The sequence below is a fragment of the Clostridium luticellarii genome (assembly GCF_002995845.1).
Taxonomy (GTDB): domain Bacteria; phylum Bacillota; class Clostridia; order Clostridiales; family Clostridiaceae; genus Clostridium_B; species Clostridium_B luticellarii.
Window position 1 is genome coordinate 90904 of the sequence record NZ_PVXP01000004.1, and the last position, 17780, is coordinate 108683.

A 17780-nucleotide genomic window follows, 5' to 3' on the forward strand; every position below is an offset into this window, starting at 1 on the left:
TCATTTCCTCCTCATAGTAACAGCTATACCATCACCCATAGGTATGATGGAAGTTATAAATTTATTTCTATCAGACACCATATCTAAGTATTTCCTCATTCTCTTAACTATGGTTATCTTCCTTCTCTTCACCAGTTCGTCTGAGGCCACCATTCCTCTAAACAATACATTATCTGCCACTATTATACCTCTTTCGTCTAGAACTTTTAGACAATAAGGCAAAAAATGATTGTAATGTGCTTTTCCTGCATCCATGAATATGAGGTCAAATTTTCCTTCAATATTTTTAAGCACCTCCAGGCAATCTCCTTCAATGATATCTATACACTGCTCAAAATTATATTTTTTTATATTTTTCCTGGCAATTTCAATCATATTTCTGTCTCTTTCAATAGTGGTTATGTGATTCTTTTTATGGGAACTCAAACTCATCAAAATGGCAGAATACCCGACGGCAGTTCCCAATTCAAGAATATTAGGCGGCTTTTTTATATTTACCATAAGTTCTAGAAATTCTGCTGTTTCTCTCTGCACTATAGGGATGGAATTTTCAAGAGCATAGTTCTCTATTTCCTTTAGTATTCCCTCATGCCCGTCATGCATCAAAGATCCTATATATTCCTTTATATATTCCTGTTCAACACCGCTCATTCTTACCTCCAAAAAAGCTATTCTCCCTGAGTGATTTTTTTGACATCTAAAAACTTTTCACTGCTGTTGGTAAAAAAATGAGTTCCATCGTTTTTAGAAACAAAATAAATATAATCTGTTTTGTCTGGATTTACAGCTGCAATTATACACTCTTTTCCCGGGTTTGAGATGGGCCCTTCAGGAAGTCCATCTACCTTATAAGTATTATAGGGGGAATTTACCTCCAGATCTTTATAATACACCTTGTCTTTATGCACTCCCAATGCATACAATACCGTAGCACAGGACTGAAGCTTCATATTTCTATTTAACCTGTTATAAAACACAGAAGCTGCTTTCCCTCTTTCCTCAGGTTTTTCCACTTCCTTTTCCACTATGGAAGCCATGGTTATAATTTTATCCACATTCTGGGATTTTATCTGCTTTCCAGTATCTTTTTGAATTTCATCCATCACCTGGGAAAATCTGGTCAACATGACTTGAATTATATGACTGCCGCTGCTTCCCTTCAACAAACTATAAGTATCCGGAAATAAATATCCTTCCAGTGCATATCTTCTTTTGGGATCTTTTTTTACAAAGTCCGGAAGCTTATATTCCCTGCAGCTTTTTATAAAATCCGAGCTGCTTATTACTCCTTTTTTTTCCAATAGACTTCCTACCTGTTCTATATCATACCCTTCCGGTATTATCACCTTAACAGGTCTGTTGTCCTTTATCCCACTTTTTAAATAAAAAACAAAATCATTCAAACTTATATCTTTTGAAAAAGAATACCTTCCAGGCTTCAAAGTGCTGTTTTCAAAATGTCTGCCTATATACCATTTCAGCATGGATGGATTTTTTATCAGCTTACTGCTGTTTAAATTGTCTATAACTTGTTCCAATTTTTCCCTTTGTTTTACATCAAAACTTACTTCTTTTTCATTGAACTTAAACGGATATCTTATATTTTGCATACGATAATATAAGATACCGCAAATTAATACAATTAAAGCCAGACTACAGAGTAAAAAAATACTTCTTTTAAAGTCTCTTTTCACTACTAACAACCCTTTCTACTTTCTTCTCGTGGCCTTTTTTCTCAAATCCGTATCCAATATTTTCTTTCTCATTCTTATATTCTCAGGAGTAATTTCCACCAACTCGTCTGAAGCTATAAATTCCAGAGATTTTTCCAGAGTCATTTCAGTTACAGGCACCAATTTCAATGCATCATCAGCTCCTGATGATCTGGTATTGGATAAATGTTTTTTCTTACATACATTTACTTCTATATCATCTGCTCTTGAACACTCACCGGCTATCATCCCTTCATAAACTTCCACTCCCGGTCCTATAAACAGTGTTCCCCTTTCCTGTGCATTAAAAAGTCCATAAGTTACAGAGACTCCTGGCTCAAATACCACCAGAGAACCCCTTGTTCTTCCTGGTATATCTCCCTTGTACTGTTCATATCCATCCAATACATGGTTCATTATGCCATTTCCCTTGGTATCTGTCATAAATTCATTTCTAAATCCAATAAGTCCTCTAGCCGGTATTTTAAACTCCAACCTGGTGTACCCATTTACCGCTGAGGTCATATTTACCATTTCAGCTTTTCTTGGTCCAAGCTTTTCCATCACCACGCCCATGAACTCTTCAGGTACATCTATAGTAAGGTATTCAATTGGTTCCAATTTCTTCCCGTTTTCTTCTTTAAATATAACTGTTGGCTTGGAAACTTGAAATTCATAGCCCTCTCTTCTCATGGTTTCTATTAAAACTGAAAGATGGAGTTCTCCCCTTCCACTCACTTTAAAACAATCCGCTGAGTCGGTTTCTTCTACTTTAAGTGCTACATTGGTCTCCAGCTCTTTCATAAGCCTATCTCTCAAATGTCTGGAAGTTACAAAATCTCCTTCCTGTCCGGCAAAGGGAGAATCATTTACCATAAAATTCATACTGAGAGTTGGTTCATCTATATCCACAAAAGGAAGAGCCTCTGGATTTGATGCATCGGCAATAGTCTCTCCTATATTTATATCGGGAATACCTGAAACTGCAACTATATCTCCTAACTTGGCCTCTTCCACTTCTTCCCTTTTCAATCCATTATATACATATAGATTTGACACTTTCACATTTTCTACTTTATTTCCCTTTCTTATAAGTGCTACAGGCTCATTTTTTCTTATACTTCCCCTGGTTATTTTACCTACACCTATTCTACCTACATATTCATTGTGATCTATAGTGGTTATGAGAAGCTGCAGCGGCATATCCAGATAACCAGAGGGTGCAGGTACATTTTTTATTATAGTGTCAAAAAGAGGTTCCATATTGGTGGATTTATCCTCCAGCTCCTTTTTGGCAAACCCTGCTTTTGCTGAACAGTAAACCACACTGAAATCCAGCTGTTCGTCATTGGCTCCCAATTCTATAAAAAGATCAAACACCTCATCCAAAACCTGAGATGATCTTGCATCCGGTTTATCTATTTTATTTATCACAACTATTGGCTTCAACTTTAACTCCAAGGCCTTTTTTAAAACAAATTTTGTCTGTGGCATTGGACCCTCTGCAGCATCTACTACCAGTAAAACACTGTCTACCATTTCAAGTACACGTTCCACTTCTCCTCCAAAATCTGCATGGCCCGGTGTATCTACAATATTTATTTTAATACCTTTATGAGTTACAGAAGTGTTCTTTGAAAGTATGGTAATACCTCTTTCTCTCTCAATTGCATTAGAATCCATAACTCTTTCTTCAACCTTTTCATTTGCTCTAAATACATTGCTCTGTCTCAGAAGTGCATCCACCAGTGTAGTTTTACCATGATCTACATGGGCGATTATTGCCACATTTCTTATATCGTTTCTTGTAAATAAATTCATTATTACTCCTCCAATTTATACTTAACCTATGGAATATATTCAAATATCAATTTTACTTGCCATCAATTGTGAATTGGACAATCGCTCAAAAAAATTGGATACCTTTTTGTATCCAATTTAGAGCTACCATATTTATTTTAATATCATAGGTTTAAAAAGTCAACTTTATAGTATTTAAGTTAACGGTTTTCACTTCACATTAACTCTATTTTTGTCTTCCCCAAAAGAAAAATCTATTCCTATAGCATCATTCAATATCTTCAATATATTCTGCCACAGTACACTAAATTTTTGCTCTGCCTGTATATACTCATTTACAGGAGGATTTGCAGAAATTACAGAACCCATACTTTTAAACTTTTCCATAACTTCTTCTGAAATCTTCCCATCTTGAACTTGCTGTGAATAGGCCTTCACCTGTATTTTCCTAAAATCACTCAGCAATTTTTTATACTCTTCGCTGTCCTTTATACTCTGACTCAATTTTTGAAGAGTAACCACTTCATCACATGCCTTAAGCTCTTCTGCAAATTCTTTTGTTCTATCATATATATTCATTGTCAAATACTCTCCTAATTTATCTAATTCAAATCATATTTCCATAATTATCGGCAATATCATAGGTTTTCTCTTTGTCTTCTCATAGAGAAATGATCTAAGTACTTCTTTTACATTGGATTTTATACTTGACCACTCAGTAATATGCTTTTCCTGACAATCTTTCAAAACATCACGTACAAGCTCTCTTGCTTCTTCCATCAGATCTTCTGATTCTCGTACATATACAAAGCCTCTGGATATTATATCAGGTCCTGCAATGACAGTTCCAGTTTCTTTTTCAATGGTAATAACCACTGTGAGTATTCCATCCTGTGAAAGATGTCTTCTATCCCTTAAAACTATATTTCCCACATCGCCAACTCCAAGTCCATCTACAAATACCTGACCGGATACTACTGTTCCAGTTTTTCTTATAGAATCTCTGGAAACTTCTATAACATCTCCATTATCTGCAATAACTACATTATTGGGATTAAGTCCGAGATTCATGGCCAAATCCGCATGCTGCTTCAAATGTCTGTACTCGCCGTGCACAGGCATAAAAAATTTAGGTTTTACAAGTGTGTGCATCAATTTCAATTCTTCCTGGCAGGCATGCCCGGACACGTGCACATCAGCCAGAGCTTCATATATTACTTCTGCTCCTTTTTTAAACAACTGATTTATAACTCTTGAAACCAACTTTTCATTCCCAGGTATAGGATTTGCTGAGATTATTATGGTATCCCCCGGAATAATATTTACCTTCTTGTGTTCGGAAGCTGCCATTCTGGAAAGTGCGGACATAGGCTCTCCCTGACTTCCGGTAGTTATTATAACTATTTTGTTCCCAGGGTATTTATTTATGTTATCTATATTTATCAGAGTATTTTTCTTAACGCTTATATATCCCAAATTCAGTGCTACTTCCATTATATTTTCCATACTTCTACCTGAAATAGCCACTTTCCTGTCATATTTCTCCGCAGCAGTAATTACCTGCTGAATCCTATGAATATTTGATGCAAAGGTTGCAACTATTATCCTGCTCTTTGCCACTGCAAAAAACTTCTGAAAGGTCTGTCCTACAGTCCTTTCAGACATGGTATATCCAGGTCTCTCTACATTAGTACTATCTGCCAGCATAAGAGTTACCCCTCTTTTTCCAAGCTCTGCAAATCTGGCTAAGTCAATCACGCTTCCGTCAATAGGTGTATAATCCACTTTGAAATCTCCGGTATGAAGTATGATCCCTACCGGTGTGTAGACTGCAATAGCCGTAGAATCAGCTATACTGTGGCTAGTTCTTATAAATTCAACGGACATATTATTTAATTTAATTACATCCTTTGCTTTTACACATCTTAAATCCACTACTCCATTCAGATTGTGCTCCTGCAATTTTGATTCAACAATACCCAACGTCAATTTAGTTCCATATACGGGCACATTTATTTCCTTCAACACATAGGGCAATGCTCCTATGTGATCTTCGTGACCGTGGGTTAAGAATATTCCCTTTACCTTGTTTATATTCTTTTTAAGATAGGTTGTATCGGGTATAACTATATCTATCCCCAACATCTCTTCATCCGGAAACTTCAGTCCACAATCAATGACTACTATCTCGTCTTTATATTCTATGACTGTAATATTTTTCCCTATCTCGCTTAGTCCACCCAATGGAATAATTTTTACTTTATCTCTCTCTTTTCGCAAAAAAATCTTCCCTCCTTGTGTAATTAATTTATCACTTTGCAATTTGCAATGCACGATTTATGCTAAACTGATTATATTGTCAAACTATTCTTAAATTCAAATTCAGGTAGATCTGTCCCCTGGGAAACATTTTTCCAACTGAATCTCAAAAAATTTATCCATGGGTGCAGCATTACTTATCCCACACTTTAAAAGTTGGGAGTATCAGCAATGCTAGCATTCAGATAAAACAATACGAATGTTAAATTTAAAAATACACCGGACTCATATTTTTGTTAAACAGTTTTTCATAAATACGTAAATTACAAACTGCGTTTTCTATTTGCCTGACTTTTTACAGTCACTGCATATTCCATAAAATTTTAAACTGTGATTTAAAATTTTAAAATCATATTTTTTTTCTATTTCTCTCTCAAGAGGTTCCAAAAGATCATCCGTCACCTCAATTATTTTTGAGCATTTAGTGCATATTAAATGGTGATGCTGGTGGTTTTCTTCCTTGTGTATTATCTCATACCTGTTACACCCATCATCCAGATCTAATTTACATATTACTCCTATATCATCTAACAGCTGCACTGTTCTATAGACCGTAGCCAGCCCAATTTCAGGACACTCATCCCTAACCTGATCATATATTTCTTCTGTGGTCAGGTGCTGTCCCTCATTTTTTATTATAATATCAACTATAGCCCTTCTTTGAGGTGTGAGTTTATACCCCTTTTCCTTTAGGCTATTTTTCAATCTCTTTATTTCTGAAGAGGAAAGCTTTGACATAACTATACCCCATTTCAACTTAAATTTAAAATATTGTAAAAAACTTCTATGCTATAAGTCTAATATAGTATAAAATTATTGTCAATTGAAAATCAACTAACATTAAAATTAAAGGCTTCATTAATTAAAGCTTCTAATTTTAATATTAGCTGTATAACTGTTAAAATAAAGCTTCATATACTTCTGATACCTGATTGAATTCATGCTCATCTTCTACTGTTGCAAAAATTTCCATTCCCTTTTCGTCCTCTATTATCTTAAGTACTATAGCCTCTTCTGATTCTCTAGAATCTTCAGAAGTTACAATTACATATTCTCTATCCTCTATATCCAATTTAGTAATTACTTCAAATTGGACCTGTTTTCCATCTTCATCTTCCAGTACCAAATTCTTAATATCATTTTCCATAAAAATTTTCCCCTCTGGATTTCAAAATAATCATTTTGAAATACTGTCCAAATATCCCTGTAAAATATATGTAGCTGCCATTTTATCCACTATTTTTTTTCTTTTTGCTCTAGATAGATCTCCTTCAATCATGGCCCTATTGGCCGCTGCAGTGGTCAGCCTTTCATCCCACATTTCCACAGGTAATTTTATATACTCTTTTATTACCTCACAAAATTTCATTACTTTTTCGCTCTGGCTTCCCAGTGTTCCATTCATATTTTTGGGAAGTCCAGACACAATAAGTTCTATATTATATTTTTCACAAATATCTTTCAGTTCTTTAATATCTCTCTTTTCGCCTTTTCTCCTTATGGTAGTAATTCCCTGGGCAGTAAACCCCAGCGGATCGCTTACGGCAACACCTATGGTCCTATCACCTATATCCAGCCCCAGTATTCTCAAACCTGCACTCTCCTCAATTATTATGCTCACATTTAAAATAAAAATGTCCTAAAAGGACATTTTTATTTTATACCTAAATATACTTTCAAAACTTCTTCAAGTATCTCGTCTCTTTCAAGCTTTCTAACTAATGACCTTGCTCCATTATAATTTGTTATATAAGTCGGATCCCCTGAAATCAAGTATCCCACCAGCTGGTTTACTGGATTATATCCCTTTTCAATTAGCGAATCATAAACTTCAGTCAATATTTCCTTTGTCAATGCCTTTTTGCTTTCAGAAATGTCAAACTGAATAGTATTATCCTTGCCCATTCATATCACCCCGCTAACATTCTAATAAATCTATTATAGAACATATTTTATAAAATGTATACTATCTAACTTTTTTTTCCATAATTATACTGCATTTTCCTATAGCTTCTTCCAGCTTTTCAGGAAACTTTCCTCCTGCTTGAGCCATATCAGGTCTTCCACCTCCACGGCCTCCAGCAACGGCTGCAATTTCCTTTATAATTTTTCCACAGTGAATACCATTTTTTACTGCTTCTTTGGTTGCCATAGCTATGAGCTGAACTTTCCCATTAACACTGCTTCCCAATACCACCAGGCAATTCTCGTATCTGCTCCTGATTTTATCTCCCAATTCTCTAAGTGCATTGGCATCAACTTCCTTGAGAATCCCTGTAAGAAGGTTCGTTCCTCCCACCACTTTCACTCCATTTAAAATATCATTTTCTGCACTGCCTGCCAATTTTAACTTCAACTGCTGTATCTCCTTATCTGCTTCCTTTAGCTCATCGGTCTGCAAATCCAGTTTATGGATTATCTCTTTTTCAGAACATTTTAATTTACGTGATATTTCCCTAACCATTTTATCCTTTGAGCTCAGGTATTCCATTGCAGCAGATCCTGTAACAGCTTCTATTCTCCTTATGCCGGCAGCTATTCCTGTTTCAGAAATTATTTTAAACAACCCTATTTCACCGGAATTTTCCACATGAGTCCCGCCGCAGAGCTCTTTACTGAAATCTCCTACCGAGACCACTCTGACCTTATCCTTGTACTTGCCATCAAATAGCGCTATTGCTCCACTTTCTTTAGCCTCTTCCAAGGACATAACAGCTGTTTTCACTGGATGAACTGCCATTATATTTTCATTCACAATATTTTCAATCTTTCCAAGGTTTTCATCGTTCAAAGCCTCAAAATAGTTAAAGTCAAATCTCAATCTGTATTCATCCACATAGGAGCCAGCTTGATGAACATTTTCTCCCAGAACTTTTCTCAGTGCTTCGTCTAAAATATGGGTGGCTGTATGATTCTTTTTTATTGCATTTCTTCTGTTTTTATCTACGCTTAAAACAACATCATCATCCAAACTCAAACTGCCTGAAGTAATTTTTACAAAATGAAGTATTTTACCCGCTACATTATTTTTACAATCCAAAACTTCCCCTTTAAAATTTTCATTATATAGGATTCCGCTGTCCCCTACCTGACCACCCATTTCAGCATAAAAAGGCGTATTCTCAACTACTATAACTCCTTCTTCTCCTTCACTCAAAAGGGATACAAACTCTTCATCCTTCACCATAACTTTAACTTTGGAATTTGATTTTAACCTGTCATAACCTTCAAATATAGTATTAACCTCCAGAGGAATTTTATTCAACAGAGTATCCTCATTACCCATATAATTTGTCTCCATTCTGGCGGCTCTTGCCATATCTCTTTGATTTTTCATCTTTTTATTGAAACCTTCCAAATCCACAGTGATATTTTCTTCCTCCAGTATCTCTTTGGTCAGCTCCAGAGGAAAACCATAGGTATCATACAATTTAAACACTTTATCTCCATCTAACACTGAGCTGTTGTTTTCTTTCAGCTGAGTTATGAATTCATTTAAAATCTGTATTCCACTGTCTATTGTAACCGCAAATCTTTCTTCTTCAATTTTTATCACTTTTTTTATATAATCTTCCCTTTCCACCAATTCAGGGTAACCCTCACGGGAATTATCTATAACAGCTCTGGACAGCTTATAAAGAAAAGGTCCTTTAATTCCAAGAGACTTGCCGTGTTTTGCCGCTCTCCTCAAAAGTCTTCTCAGTACATATCCTCTGCCTTCATTAGATGGCAGTATTCCATCACTTATCATGAAAACAATACTTCTTATATGATCTGTTATAACTCTGATGGAAATATCTTTATTTTTGTCTTTACCATACGTGGTAAAGGATATATCACTTACTTCCTGCAGTATAGCTTTTATGGTATCCACTTCAAATATATTTTCCTTGTCCTGCATTATAACTGCCATTCTCTCAAGTCCCATACCTGTGTCTATATTAGGTTTTGGAAGTCTGTTATAATTTCCTTCTTCATCCCTGTCAAATTGTGTAAAAACCAGGTTCCACAATTCCAGTACCCTGTCATTGTCCCCTGCTTTTACAAATTCCTCTACCGTATCTATCTTTCCCTCTCCCCTGTCATAATGGATTTCAGAACAAGGTCCACAGGGTCCCACACCATGTTCCCAAAAATTATCTTCTTTTCCAAGCCTGAAAATTCTTGAATTGTCTATATCCGTGTCCTTTACCCATATATCATAGGCCTCATCATCATCTAAATATATTGTAACATATAATTTATCTTTTGGCAGCTTTAAAATTTGAGTGGTAAACTCCCAGGCCCAGGGGATTACTTCCTTCTTAAAATAGTCTCCAAAAGAAAAATTTCCAAGCATCTCAAAAAAAGTTCCATGTCTAGAGGTTTTCCCCACATTTTCAATATCACCCGTTCTTATACACTTCTGACAGGTAGTTACCCTCCTCCGAGGCGGAATTTTAAGTCCTGTAAAATATGGCTTGAGAGGTGCCATCCCAGCATTTATAAGCAGTAAACTCTTGTCATTTTTAGGTACCAGAGAAAAACTGTGCATTCTTAAATGGCCCTTGCTTTCAAAAAAACTCAAATATAACTCCCTAATCTCATTCAGCCCTAATTTTTTCATATGTATCTCTCCTCCACATACTAAATAATTTATAAGCGCGATGAAAAAGCCTTTTAAAAAAAATCTTTTCGCATCCGAACCTGTATCTAAAATTCATGCTTAAAATAATAAAAATCCTCCACTCCCCTAAGGGACGAAAGATTCTTCGCGGTACCACCCTAATTATACAGATATTTGAAATAAAATCCATATCTCTTAAACAGCATAACATAAGTTCCTAGACAGCTTCAATACAACTCACAGGAAGTTTACACCCCCCACTTCCTCTCTTAAACATGTAAGAAAATATTTACTCCTTCTATTCATCACTTTATTCTTCAATTATGATACAAATTATAATTTAAATACACAATTATGTCAATATTTTATCCCAATAGAATCAAAATAAATAATAATTTAAATCTTCATACATTATTTTAGCTATAACACCCATGGGTACTGCCAATATCATTCCAATGAAACCCGCTGCTTTACCACCAAGTATCAAAAGGAGTATTATAAGCAGAGGATGCATGTTTATGCTGTCTCCCGTAACCTTGGGAGACAGCATATTTCCCTCTATCTGCTGAAGTATATAAAGACATACCACAGTCCACAATGCCGCTCTGGGAGATTCTATAGCAGCTATGACTACAGCTGGAATGGCACCAAATATAGGTCCAAAATATGGTATTATATTGAAAAATGCATTTAGCATGGAAAGAATTATTGGAAAGTCAACTTTTAAAATTATCAATATAAAAAATGTAGCCACACCCACCAGTCCACTTAAAATGAGCTGACTCATTATGTATCTTCCCAATATTTTATCTGCATTACAGCACATCTTTTGAATTACACGCCTGCTGCTGATGGGAAAAACAGAAAGCATTTTTCCATTTATACAATCTCCATCTGCCAGAAAATAATAGGTTATTATGGGAATGACTATTATAGATAAAAAATTCTCTCCTATGTACATTATGGAATCAAATATTCTAGTGCATATGCTTACAATTTCACTGTCAATTTTGCTGTTTAAATTACTGGTCAGTGTATAAATTGTCTTATTGCCCTGGACCGGTTTTAATTTCATGTAAAGATTATCCACCAATTTCTGGGCACTGTTTGCAGCAGTGCTTAGATTCAAACTTTCCCTGAACAGTGAAGGTATGAGAATTGCAAATGTCCCTATTACAATCAGAATCAGCAGGCTTATCAGGAAAAAAGCGCTTATTCTCCTATTTATACCTTTATTCAGCATGGAGTTATATATTGGTTTCAATGTATACGCTATTAAAAAAGATATAAAGACCAAATATATGATTTCTCTCAGAAGGGAGCTCATAATGATAAACACAACAATTGCCACAGCTGCAGATATCAAGGCAATATATTTTATTCCTGTCTTTCTATTAATATTCATATACATCATCTTCCATAATTTTATTTGGATATACACTGGACTGATTTGGTATTTCTAAGATTCACCTGATGAACCGGTGGACCGAATTAAAGAATTTAATATTTTGGTTTTTACCTCTATACAATAAATTTCTGTCCCCCAGTATCAGATCATCTATCAGCAATATTTTTTTGCCTTTTATAAAATTATTCATAAAACCGGTGGATATTATAACAGCTTTTATTGAAAATTTTTCTCTGTCAAACAATATATCCTCCACCACTCCAATCAACTCACCGCTTTTATCTACTACATTCATATTCTTTATCTCTTTAAATTGAAGATATTTTTCTCTATTTACTTCAGTCACAACCATTACAGATGTATAATTCACTACATCCTTTATGTTGACATTCAGTGGTTTTTTAAATATATTGTTGGAGGTTATCACAAAACCATTTATTTTTCGGGCGTTAAAATCCACTATTATGTCACTTATAAATCCCAATTGTTTCCCTGAAATATTCATTACACCTTTAAATATAAAGTCCATTATTCTATACAAAATATCACCTTTAATTTGAAAACATATATCTAATTTATCCAAAAAAATAAAAAATATAACTTTGGCAAGTTATATTTTAAAATTATCTATTTATCTTTTCTAATCTTTCCCTGGGTCATTTGATTGTAATCATCCACCATATCCTGTAAGGTAGTAAACTTCATAACCTGATCTATACTGGCTTTGATTTTACTCCACAAAAGTCTGGTAGCACAACAATCTACTCTGCTGCATGAATTTTCACTATTTTCATCTATACAATCTGAAATTTCCACAGGACCTTCCAATACCTCCATTATATCCGCTATGGTTATATTCTTAGGTTCTCTATTTAAAATATATCCACCCTGTGCTCCCCTTATACTCTTGATTAAATTGGATTTTCTCAAACTGGAAAATAATTGTTCTAAATAATATTCCGATATATTCTGCCTTTCCGATATGCTCTTTATAGACAAAGGTTCCTGACTATAGTGAATGGCTAAATCCACCATAGCTTTCACACCATATCTTCCTTTTGTAGACAGCTTCAATCGATCACTTCCCATCTATCTTTTAGATCACTTAACTATTATATTTTTTATAATATCAAATCAGAGTAAAATTGTCAACTATATATTTTCTGAAATAAGTTACATCTACAAAATCCACGGCTTAGTTCTATAAAAATAGAATTATATAAGTCGTATTAACCTCATATCGCAATTGACAAATAAATTTTCTTCTTTTAATATAAATATATGCCCTATAGGGGCATATAGCATATTGATATTATTATAGAAAGGCAGAGATTTAATCATGAAAGTGGTTGACAAATTTCGAAAAGAAAAAGAATTTTGCACACTGTGTTTGACCATAATATCAGGCATATTTTTATTTATAAGCTTTTTTAAATTGATTCCGCAGCTTCCCTTCGATGCCGCCTGGATTGCCATTATTATAAGCGGTATCCCCATTATTTTCGGAGCCATCAAGGGACTGCTGGCTGAACTTGATGTCACTGCTGACCTGCTTGTGGCAATCGCTCTCATTGCAGCTCTTGTAATAGAACAATATTTTGCTGCCGGAGAAGTTGCCTTTATCATGCAATTGGGTTCAATACTTGAGGATTTCACAGCGAAAAAATCACATAAAAGTTTACAATCATTGATAAACCTCACCCCCCAGAAAGCCTGCCTTCATACGTCAGATGGAGATATGGAAATATTGGCCTCGGAAGTTAAAAAAGGTGATATCCTACTAATTAGGCCCGGCGAATCCATTCCTGTCGACGGCAGGATAATCAAGGGTACCACATCAATTGATCAATCAATAATGACCGGGGAATCCATCCCTGTTGACAAGACAATTGGAGATGAAGTTTATCAAGGAACCATAAATGAGCATGGAGTCATCAAAATTGAGGCATCTAACGTAGGAGATGATTCCTCCCTGAAAAAAATGATAAATTTGGTGAAAAAAGCTGAGGAGAATAAGGCTCCAATTGTCCGTATAGCAGATAAATGGGCACGTATCCTAGTACCGGTGGCTCTTGGCTGTTCCATACTAATTCTTATCATCACAAGAGATATTCACAGGGCCGTTACAGCTCTTGTTGTTTTCTGTCCCTGTTCACTTATACTGGCCACTCCTACTGCCATAATGGCTGCAATAGGAAATGCCACAAAAAAAGGAATACTTATAAAATCAGGTTCCGCAGTAGAAACTGCTGCAAAACTCGATACCATTGTAATGGACAAGACTGGAACTTTGACTTATGGAAAACTTCGAGTTGAAAATATAGTTATTTTCCATGATAATATACATAAAGAGGATTTTATAAAACTGGTGGCCAGTGCAGAAAAATTTTCAGAGCATCCATTGGGAAGAGCAATTCTGAAATACAGTCACCAGCAGGGAATCACTGCAAAAGATCCCGATTTATTTAAAATGCAGGCTGGAAAAGGTGTTAGGGCAACAGTCGAAGGACACGAAATTCTAATTGGAATAAAAATTATAGGCCAGGAGCTTATAGATAGCTCTCCAGAAATTTCAGAGCTCGTTGAGGAAACCCAAAAATCCGGTAAAACTGTTCTGCCCGTTGCTCTAGATGGCACAATCATAGGAATTGTATCTATTGCAGATGCACTGCGCAGGGAAGCCAAACTCACGATTTCAGAGCTGAAAAAAGTAGGCATATCGCACCTAGTCATGCTTACAGGAGATAATGAGGCAGTTGCCAACTCTATTGGACAATCAGTGAACATGACAGATATATTTGCATCTCAGCTTCCTGAGGATAAAGCCGATTCAATAAAAAAGCTGATGGATGAGGGGCATTCAGTGGGCATGCTGGGTGACGGAGTAAATGACGCTCCGGCTCTGGCCACAGCTTCTGTAGGCATAGTCATGGGAGCAATAGGTTCAGATGTAGCCATTGAAACAGCAGATATTGCACTAATGAGTGATGATATAGGCAAACTTCCCTTCTTAATTAAGCTGTGCCGTAAAACTAAAAATCGTATACTTTTCAATATTACTATCTCCATGTTCATCAATTTCTGTGCTATTATATTGGCAGGGTTTGGTATATTGAATCCAATAACTGCAGCTCTTGTTCATAATTGCGGATCCGTATTTGTAGTGGTGAATTCTGCTCTGCTGCTCACATATAAGGATGAAGCCAATCCCAAATATATAATAGGAAGAGAAAAAAGCAAAATACAAAAGGAAAAAACACAAAGTGTAAATATCAAATAGGGAGTGATTTTATGTCAACTTATGAGCACCATGATGTAGATAAAATTTGTCAGAGAATCAACAGGATTCAGGGACAATTAAAAGGCATATGTAAAATGTTGAAAGATGATAAACCCTGTGATGAAATAATTATTCAGCTTAATTCCTCAAAAGCTGCACTTCAAAAAATCAGCCAGATCATACTGGAAGATCATCTAGATCACTGTGTCCTGGATGCACTTCGCAGCAAGGACAGGGAACCGCAGGTTGAAAGCTTGAAGCGTGCCTTGAATCAATATACAAAAATGATTTAAGAATCCGGCAGAAGGCTCAATACAGCCCCAAGAGATCTTAGACAAAATCTCCCGGGGCTGTATTCACTGCTATAGATTATCATGCCTCATAACAATTTACTATTTCCCCATAATAAATTGTATGATAATTGTCTGCATAAATTCCGCTGTAGCAATCTGAATCTACATCTTCAGATAAAAATTTTCTATCCATATCTCTCTTATACACAACCTTGCACTCATAGTATATATTGCATCCATCTATGACAGGGCTGCTCACGCTTTTACCAGGTACAGCCTTTAAATTGCACTCTTTAAATTTATCTATGTCTCTTCCCGATTTAGTTCCACATATGGTAAAAACATTTTTCATGCTGTCATCAAAACATACACTTACTGTGAACTCGCCGCTGTTTTCCAGAAACTCCCTAGTATATCTTGATTCCCTTACAAGCACGGTAAAGACCGGTTTCCTCCATATGATTCCAACGCTTCCCCAGCCTATGGTCATGGTATTTATCTTCCCATTGTATTTGCTGGTTAAAAGAGCTCTTCCTCTATTTATGTTTTGAATGGCCTTATCCAAATTTTTTGTAAATTCCATAATTTTTCCCCTCCCTAGAAATTTTTGTCATATTCCTTCGCCCTATCTTTAAAATATACAATCTTCAAATTGCATATCCTGGCAACTTCTTCAGCACATTTGAAATTTGCCCCTATAGCTGAAGGATCATGGGCGTCAGATCCTACAGTTATGTACTTTCCTCCTAATTCCCCAAACCTTTTGTATACATCAATCATGTTTTTTATCGAATCTTCATTATTGAATCTTCTGGTATTCAGCTCCAGGCATTTGTCATTTTGTATAAGCTTTACAAATATTTCATCTATTATATCTGAAAAATCCTTGTAATACAGCTCCCTGTCTTCGAACTTTCCATATCTTGCTATATAATCAATATGTCCCAGGCTGTCTATAAAATCAAAACGCTTCAGATCATCCAGCATAACCTGTAAATACTTCAAATAAGCTTCATGCTTGGTTTTACCCTCATAATAGTCCGGATAATACAGATCCTTGTTTTCAACCAAATGTACGGATCCTATGACATAATCAAAAGCATTGTTTTCTATAAGTTTTCTGGCATCCTCTATACAATCCTTCTTCATGCCAAGTTCTATCCCAAGAAGTAGATTATCACCTCTCCACCCGGAATATTCATTGAAATATCTACCTACATCAAAACGAAAAAGATCCTCTTTGGGAAAATTGAGATCCATATGTTCCGTTATTATAAAAGATATGCCCTTTCCCTCCGCAGATTTTTTTGCACTTTCTATACTCATATCCGAATCTGAAGAAAAAACAGTATGCACATGTGTATCAAACAATATACCGCCTCCCATCAATGATTTTTAGATTCAATTTGAAATAAAGCTTTAAATTATGTATTTCAAAAGCAATGTGACCACCGGAATGGTAAACATCGATATTATAGTACTCATAAATATTATTCTGGCCGCCAGTTTAAAATCCGCATTATATTTTTCAGCAAATATGGAAGCCACCACAGCCGCTGGCATGGCCTCAATTATACCACATATTTGAATTATGAGATCATCTACATGAAAAATTTTTAATATAATTACAGTAATTACAGGTATCAATATCAACCTTAAAAAACATGCATAATATACAAGAAATTCTGAAAAAATATCTTTAAGTTTTGCTTCTGCCAGCATGGTTCCAACTATGATCATAGAAAGAGGGGTGGTCATGGAACCCACCGTACTAAATGCAGTATACAAAGTATACGGCAGCTTAATTGAAAATACGAACATCAAAAAACCAATAACCGTGGCAATTACAGCAGGATTCAAAATTGCACTTTTTACAGCCTTCATATCGCTTTTACCTGTATACAGCATTGCACCAACACTAAACATAAATAGATTATAGGGTATATTGAATATGGCACCATAAAATATACCTATTTTGCCGAATATCCCTTCCAGCACAGGATATCCCATAAACCCACTGTTGGGAAATATAACTGAAAATCTCAATACACTTTTAGCTCTATCCTGCTTGTTTAAAACAAAAAGCCTGCTTAAAAATATAAAAATTATTTGGATAATGGCAGAACATATGAATATATCCTCCGCATTTTTTATCATTTTTTCCGAATAACCATAATCAAAAGAGGTTAAAAGCATAGCAGGAAGCGTTATATTGAGTAAAAAATCCGAAAAACTTTTTACAGCCTCCTTTGTCACTATATTTTTTTTCCTTGCAAAAACTCCTATTAACATCATAATCGATAATATTATTACTTGGTTTATTACTTTAACATTCAAGAATATTTCACCTAATTTCTGCCCT

General features: G+C 35.3%; 18 protein-coding genes and 1 other annotated feature. Of the genes, 2 read left to right on the forward strand and 16 right to left on the reverse strand.

Annotated features, from left to right (window positions below; genetic code table 11):
• From CLLU_RS02885 to CLLU_RS02945, 13 genes are all read right to left on the reverse strand, one after another.
• Nucleotides 1-651: an O-methyltransferase gene (locus CLLU_RS02885; protein WP_106008073.1), complete on the reverse strand. Its 651-nt coding sequence runs from the start codon at nucleotides 649-651 to the stop codon at nucleotides 1-3.
• A 17-nt stretch (nucleotides 652-668) separates the two neighbouring features.
• Nucleotides 669-1694 carry an endolytic transglycosylase MltG gene (gene mltG / locus CLLU_RS02890; RefSeq protein ID WP_106008074.1) on the reverse strand — a complete coding sequence of 342 codons (1026 nt, stop codon included), beginning with the start codon at nucleotides 1692-1694 and terminating at the stop codon, nucleotides 669-671.
• 15 nt (nucleotides 1695-1709) lie between these two features.
• Nucleotides 1710-3533, reverse strand: coding sequence for a translational GTPase TypA (gene typA / locus CLLU_RS02895; protein WP_106008075.1), 1824 nt, complete (start codon nucleotides 3531-3533; stop codon nucleotides 1710-1712).
• Nucleotides 3534-3722: 189 nt separating this feature from the next.
• Entirely contained in the window at nucleotides 3723-4091 is a 369-nt protein-coding gene (locus tag CLLU_RS02900; RefSeq protein ID WP_106008076.1) for a YlbF family regulator, read from the reverse strand.
• Between the two features lie 33 nt (nucleotides 4092-4124).
• Nucleotides 4125-5792 carry a ribonuclease J gene (locus CLLU_RS02905; RefSeq protein ID WP_106008077.1) on the reverse strand — a complete coding sequence of 556 codons (1668 nt, stop codon included), beginning with the start codon at nucleotides 5790-5792 and terminating at the stop codon, nucleotides 4125-4127.
• A gap of 318 nt (nucleotides 5793-6110) precedes the next feature.
• Nucleotides 6111-6569 carry a Fur family transcriptional regulator gene (locus CLLU_RS02910; RefSeq protein ID WP_106008078.1) on the reverse strand — a complete coding sequence of 153 codons (459 nt, stop codon included), beginning with the start codon at nucleotides 6567-6569 and terminating at the stop codon, nucleotides 6111-6113.
• Nucleotides 6570-6729: 160 nt separating this feature from the next.
• Nucleotides 6730-6978 carry a DUF1292 domain-containing protein gene (locus CLLU_RS02915; protein ID WP_106008079.1) on the reverse strand — a complete coding sequence of 83 codons (249 nt, stop codon included), beginning with the start codon at nucleotides 6976-6978 and terminating at the stop codon, nucleotides 6730-6732.
• Between the two features lie 30 nt (nucleotides 6979-7008).
• Nucleotides 7009-7422 carry a Holliday junction resolvase RuvX gene (ruvX, locus tag CLLU_RS02920; RefSeq protein ID WP_106008080.1) on the reverse strand — a complete coding sequence of 138 codons (414 nt, stop codon included), beginning with the start codon at nucleotides 7420-7422 and terminating at the stop codon, nucleotides 7009-7011.
• Between the two features lie 62 nt (nucleotides 7423-7484).
• Nucleotides 7485-7736, reverse strand: coding sequence for an IreB family regulatory phosphoprotein (locus CLLU_RS02925; RefSeq protein WP_106008081.1), 252 nt, complete (start codon nucleotides 7734-7736; stop codon nucleotides 7485-7487).
• 61 nt (nucleotides 7737-7797) lie between these two features.
• Nucleotides 7798-10437 (reverse strand): alanine--tRNA ligase, encoded by a 2640-nt coding sequence (alaS, locus tag CLLU_RS02930; protein WP_106008082.1) that lies wholly within the window; start codon nucleotides 10435-10437, stop codon nucleotides 7798-7800.
• A gap of 126 nt (nucleotides 10438-10563) precedes the next feature.
• Nucleotides 10564-10752: a binding site (T-box leader), on the reverse strand.
• A gap of 64 nt (nucleotides 10753-10816) precedes the next feature.
• The gene (locus CLLU_RS02935; RefSeq protein ID WP_106008083.1) at nucleotides 10817-11842 is read right to left on the reverse strand and encodes an AI-2E family transporter; all 1026 of its coding nucleotides are present in this window, start codon (nucleotides 11840-11842) and stop codon (nucleotides 10817-10819) included.
• 61 nt (nucleotides 11843-11903) lie between these two features.
• Nucleotides 11904-12386 (reverse strand): PRC-barrel domain-containing protein, encoded by a 483-nt coding sequence (locus CLLU_RS02940; RefSeq protein WP_106008084.1) that lies wholly within the window; start codon nucleotides 12384-12386, stop codon nucleotides 11904-11906.
• 86 nt (nucleotides 12387-12472) lie between these two features.
• Nucleotides 12473-12919, reverse strand: a complete 447-nt coding sequence (locus CLLU_RS02945) for an RrF2 family transcriptional regulator (protein ID WP_106008085.1) — start codon at nucleotides 12917-12919, stop codon at nucleotides 12473-12475.
• Between the two features lie 265 nt (nucleotides 12920-13184).
• Between CLLU_RS02945 and CLLU_RS02950 the strand changes: the two genes are divergently transcribed.
• Both CLLU_RS02950 and CLLU_RS02955 read left to right on the forward strand, forming a co-directional pair.
• Nucleotides 13185-15125, forward strand: coding sequence for a heavy metal translocating P-type ATPase (locus CLLU_RS02950; protein ID WP_106008086.1), 1941 nt, complete (start codon nucleotides 13185-13187; stop codon nucleotides 15123-15125).
• An 11-nt stretch (nucleotides 15126-15136) separates the two neighbouring features.
• Complete coding sequence (locus CLLU_RS02955) at nucleotides 15137-15418, forward strand: metal-sensitive transcriptional regulator (RefSeq protein WP_106008087.1); 282 nt, start codon at nucleotides 15137-15139, stop codon at nucleotides 15416-15418.
• Between the two features lie 79 nt (nucleotides 15419-15497).
• On the opposite strand, the gene CLLU_RS02960 is transcribed toward CLLU_RS02955, so the two are convergent.
• Genes CLLU_RS02960 through CLLU_RS02970 form a run of 3 tightly spaced genes read right to left on the reverse strand, consistent with a single transcriptional unit; the run spans nucleotide 15498 to nucleotide 17755 of the window.
• Nucleotides 15498-16001, reverse strand: a complete 504-nt coding sequence (locus tag CLLU_RS02960) for a flavin reductase family protein (protein WP_106008088.1) — start codon at nucleotides 15999-16001, stop codon at nucleotides 15498-15500.
• A 14-nt stretch (nucleotides 16002-16015) separates the two neighbouring features.
• The gene (locus tag CLLU_RS02965; RefSeq protein ID WP_106008089.1) at nucleotides 16016-16789 is read right to left on the reverse strand and encodes a histidinol phosphate phosphatase; all 774 of its coding nucleotides are present in this window, start codon (nucleotides 16787-16789) and stop codon (nucleotides 16016-16018) included.
• A 48-nt stretch (nucleotides 16790-16837) separates the two neighbouring features.
• The gene (locus CLLU_RS02970; RefSeq protein WP_106008090.1) at nucleotides 16838-17755 is read right to left on the reverse strand and encodes an AEC family transporter; all 918 of its coding nucleotides are present in this window, start codon (nucleotides 17753-17755) and stop codon (nucleotides 16838-16840) included.
• Nucleotides 17756-17780: the final 25 nt, after the last annotated feature.

Bases quoted from the DNA above. Each gene is read 5' to 3' on its own strand.
- CLLU_RS02885 (WP_106008073.1), bottom strand. From the start codon at position 651: ATGAGCGGTGTTGAACAGGAATATATAAAGGAATATATAGGATCTTTG.
- typA (WP_106008075.1), bottom strand. From the start codon at position 3,533: ATGAATTTATTTACAAGAAACGATATAAGAAATGTGGCAATAATCGCC.
- CLLU_RS02900 (WP_106008076.1), bottom strand. From the start codon at position 4,091: ATGAATATATATGATAGAACAAAAGAATTTGCAGAAGAGCTTAAGGCA.
- CLLU_RS02910 (WP_106008078.1), bottom strand. From the start codon at position 6,569: ATGTCAAAGCTTTCCTCTTCAGAAATAAAGAGATTGAAAAATAGCCTA.
- CLLU_RS02915 (WP_106008079.1), bottom strand. From the start codon at position 6,978: ATGGAAAATGATATTAAGAATTTGGTACTGGAAGATGAAGATGGAAAA.
- CLLU_RS02925 (WP_106008081.1), bottom strand. From the start codon at position 7,736: ATGGGCAAGGATAATACTATTCAGTTTGACATTTCTGAAAGCAAAAAG.
- alaS (WP_106008082.1), bottom strand. From the start codon at position 10,437: ATGAAAAAATTAGGGCTGAATGAGATTAGGGAGTTATATTTGAGTTTT.
- CLLU_RS02935 (WP_106008083.1), bottom strand. From the start codon at position 11,842: ATGAATATTAATAGAAAGACAGGAATAAAATATATTGCCTTGATATCT.
- CLLU_RS02950 (WP_106008086.1), top strand. From the start codon at position 13,185: ATGAAAGTGGTTGACAAATTTCGAAAAGAAAAAGAATTTTGCACACTG.
- CLLU_RS02955 (WP_106008087.1), top strand. From the start codon at position 15,137: ATGTCAACTTATGAGCACCATGATGTAGATAAAATTTGTCAGAGAATC.
- CLLU_RS02960 (WP_106008088.1), bottom strand. From the start codon at position 16,001: ATGGAATTTACAAAAAATTTGGATAAGGCCATTCAAAACATAAATAGA.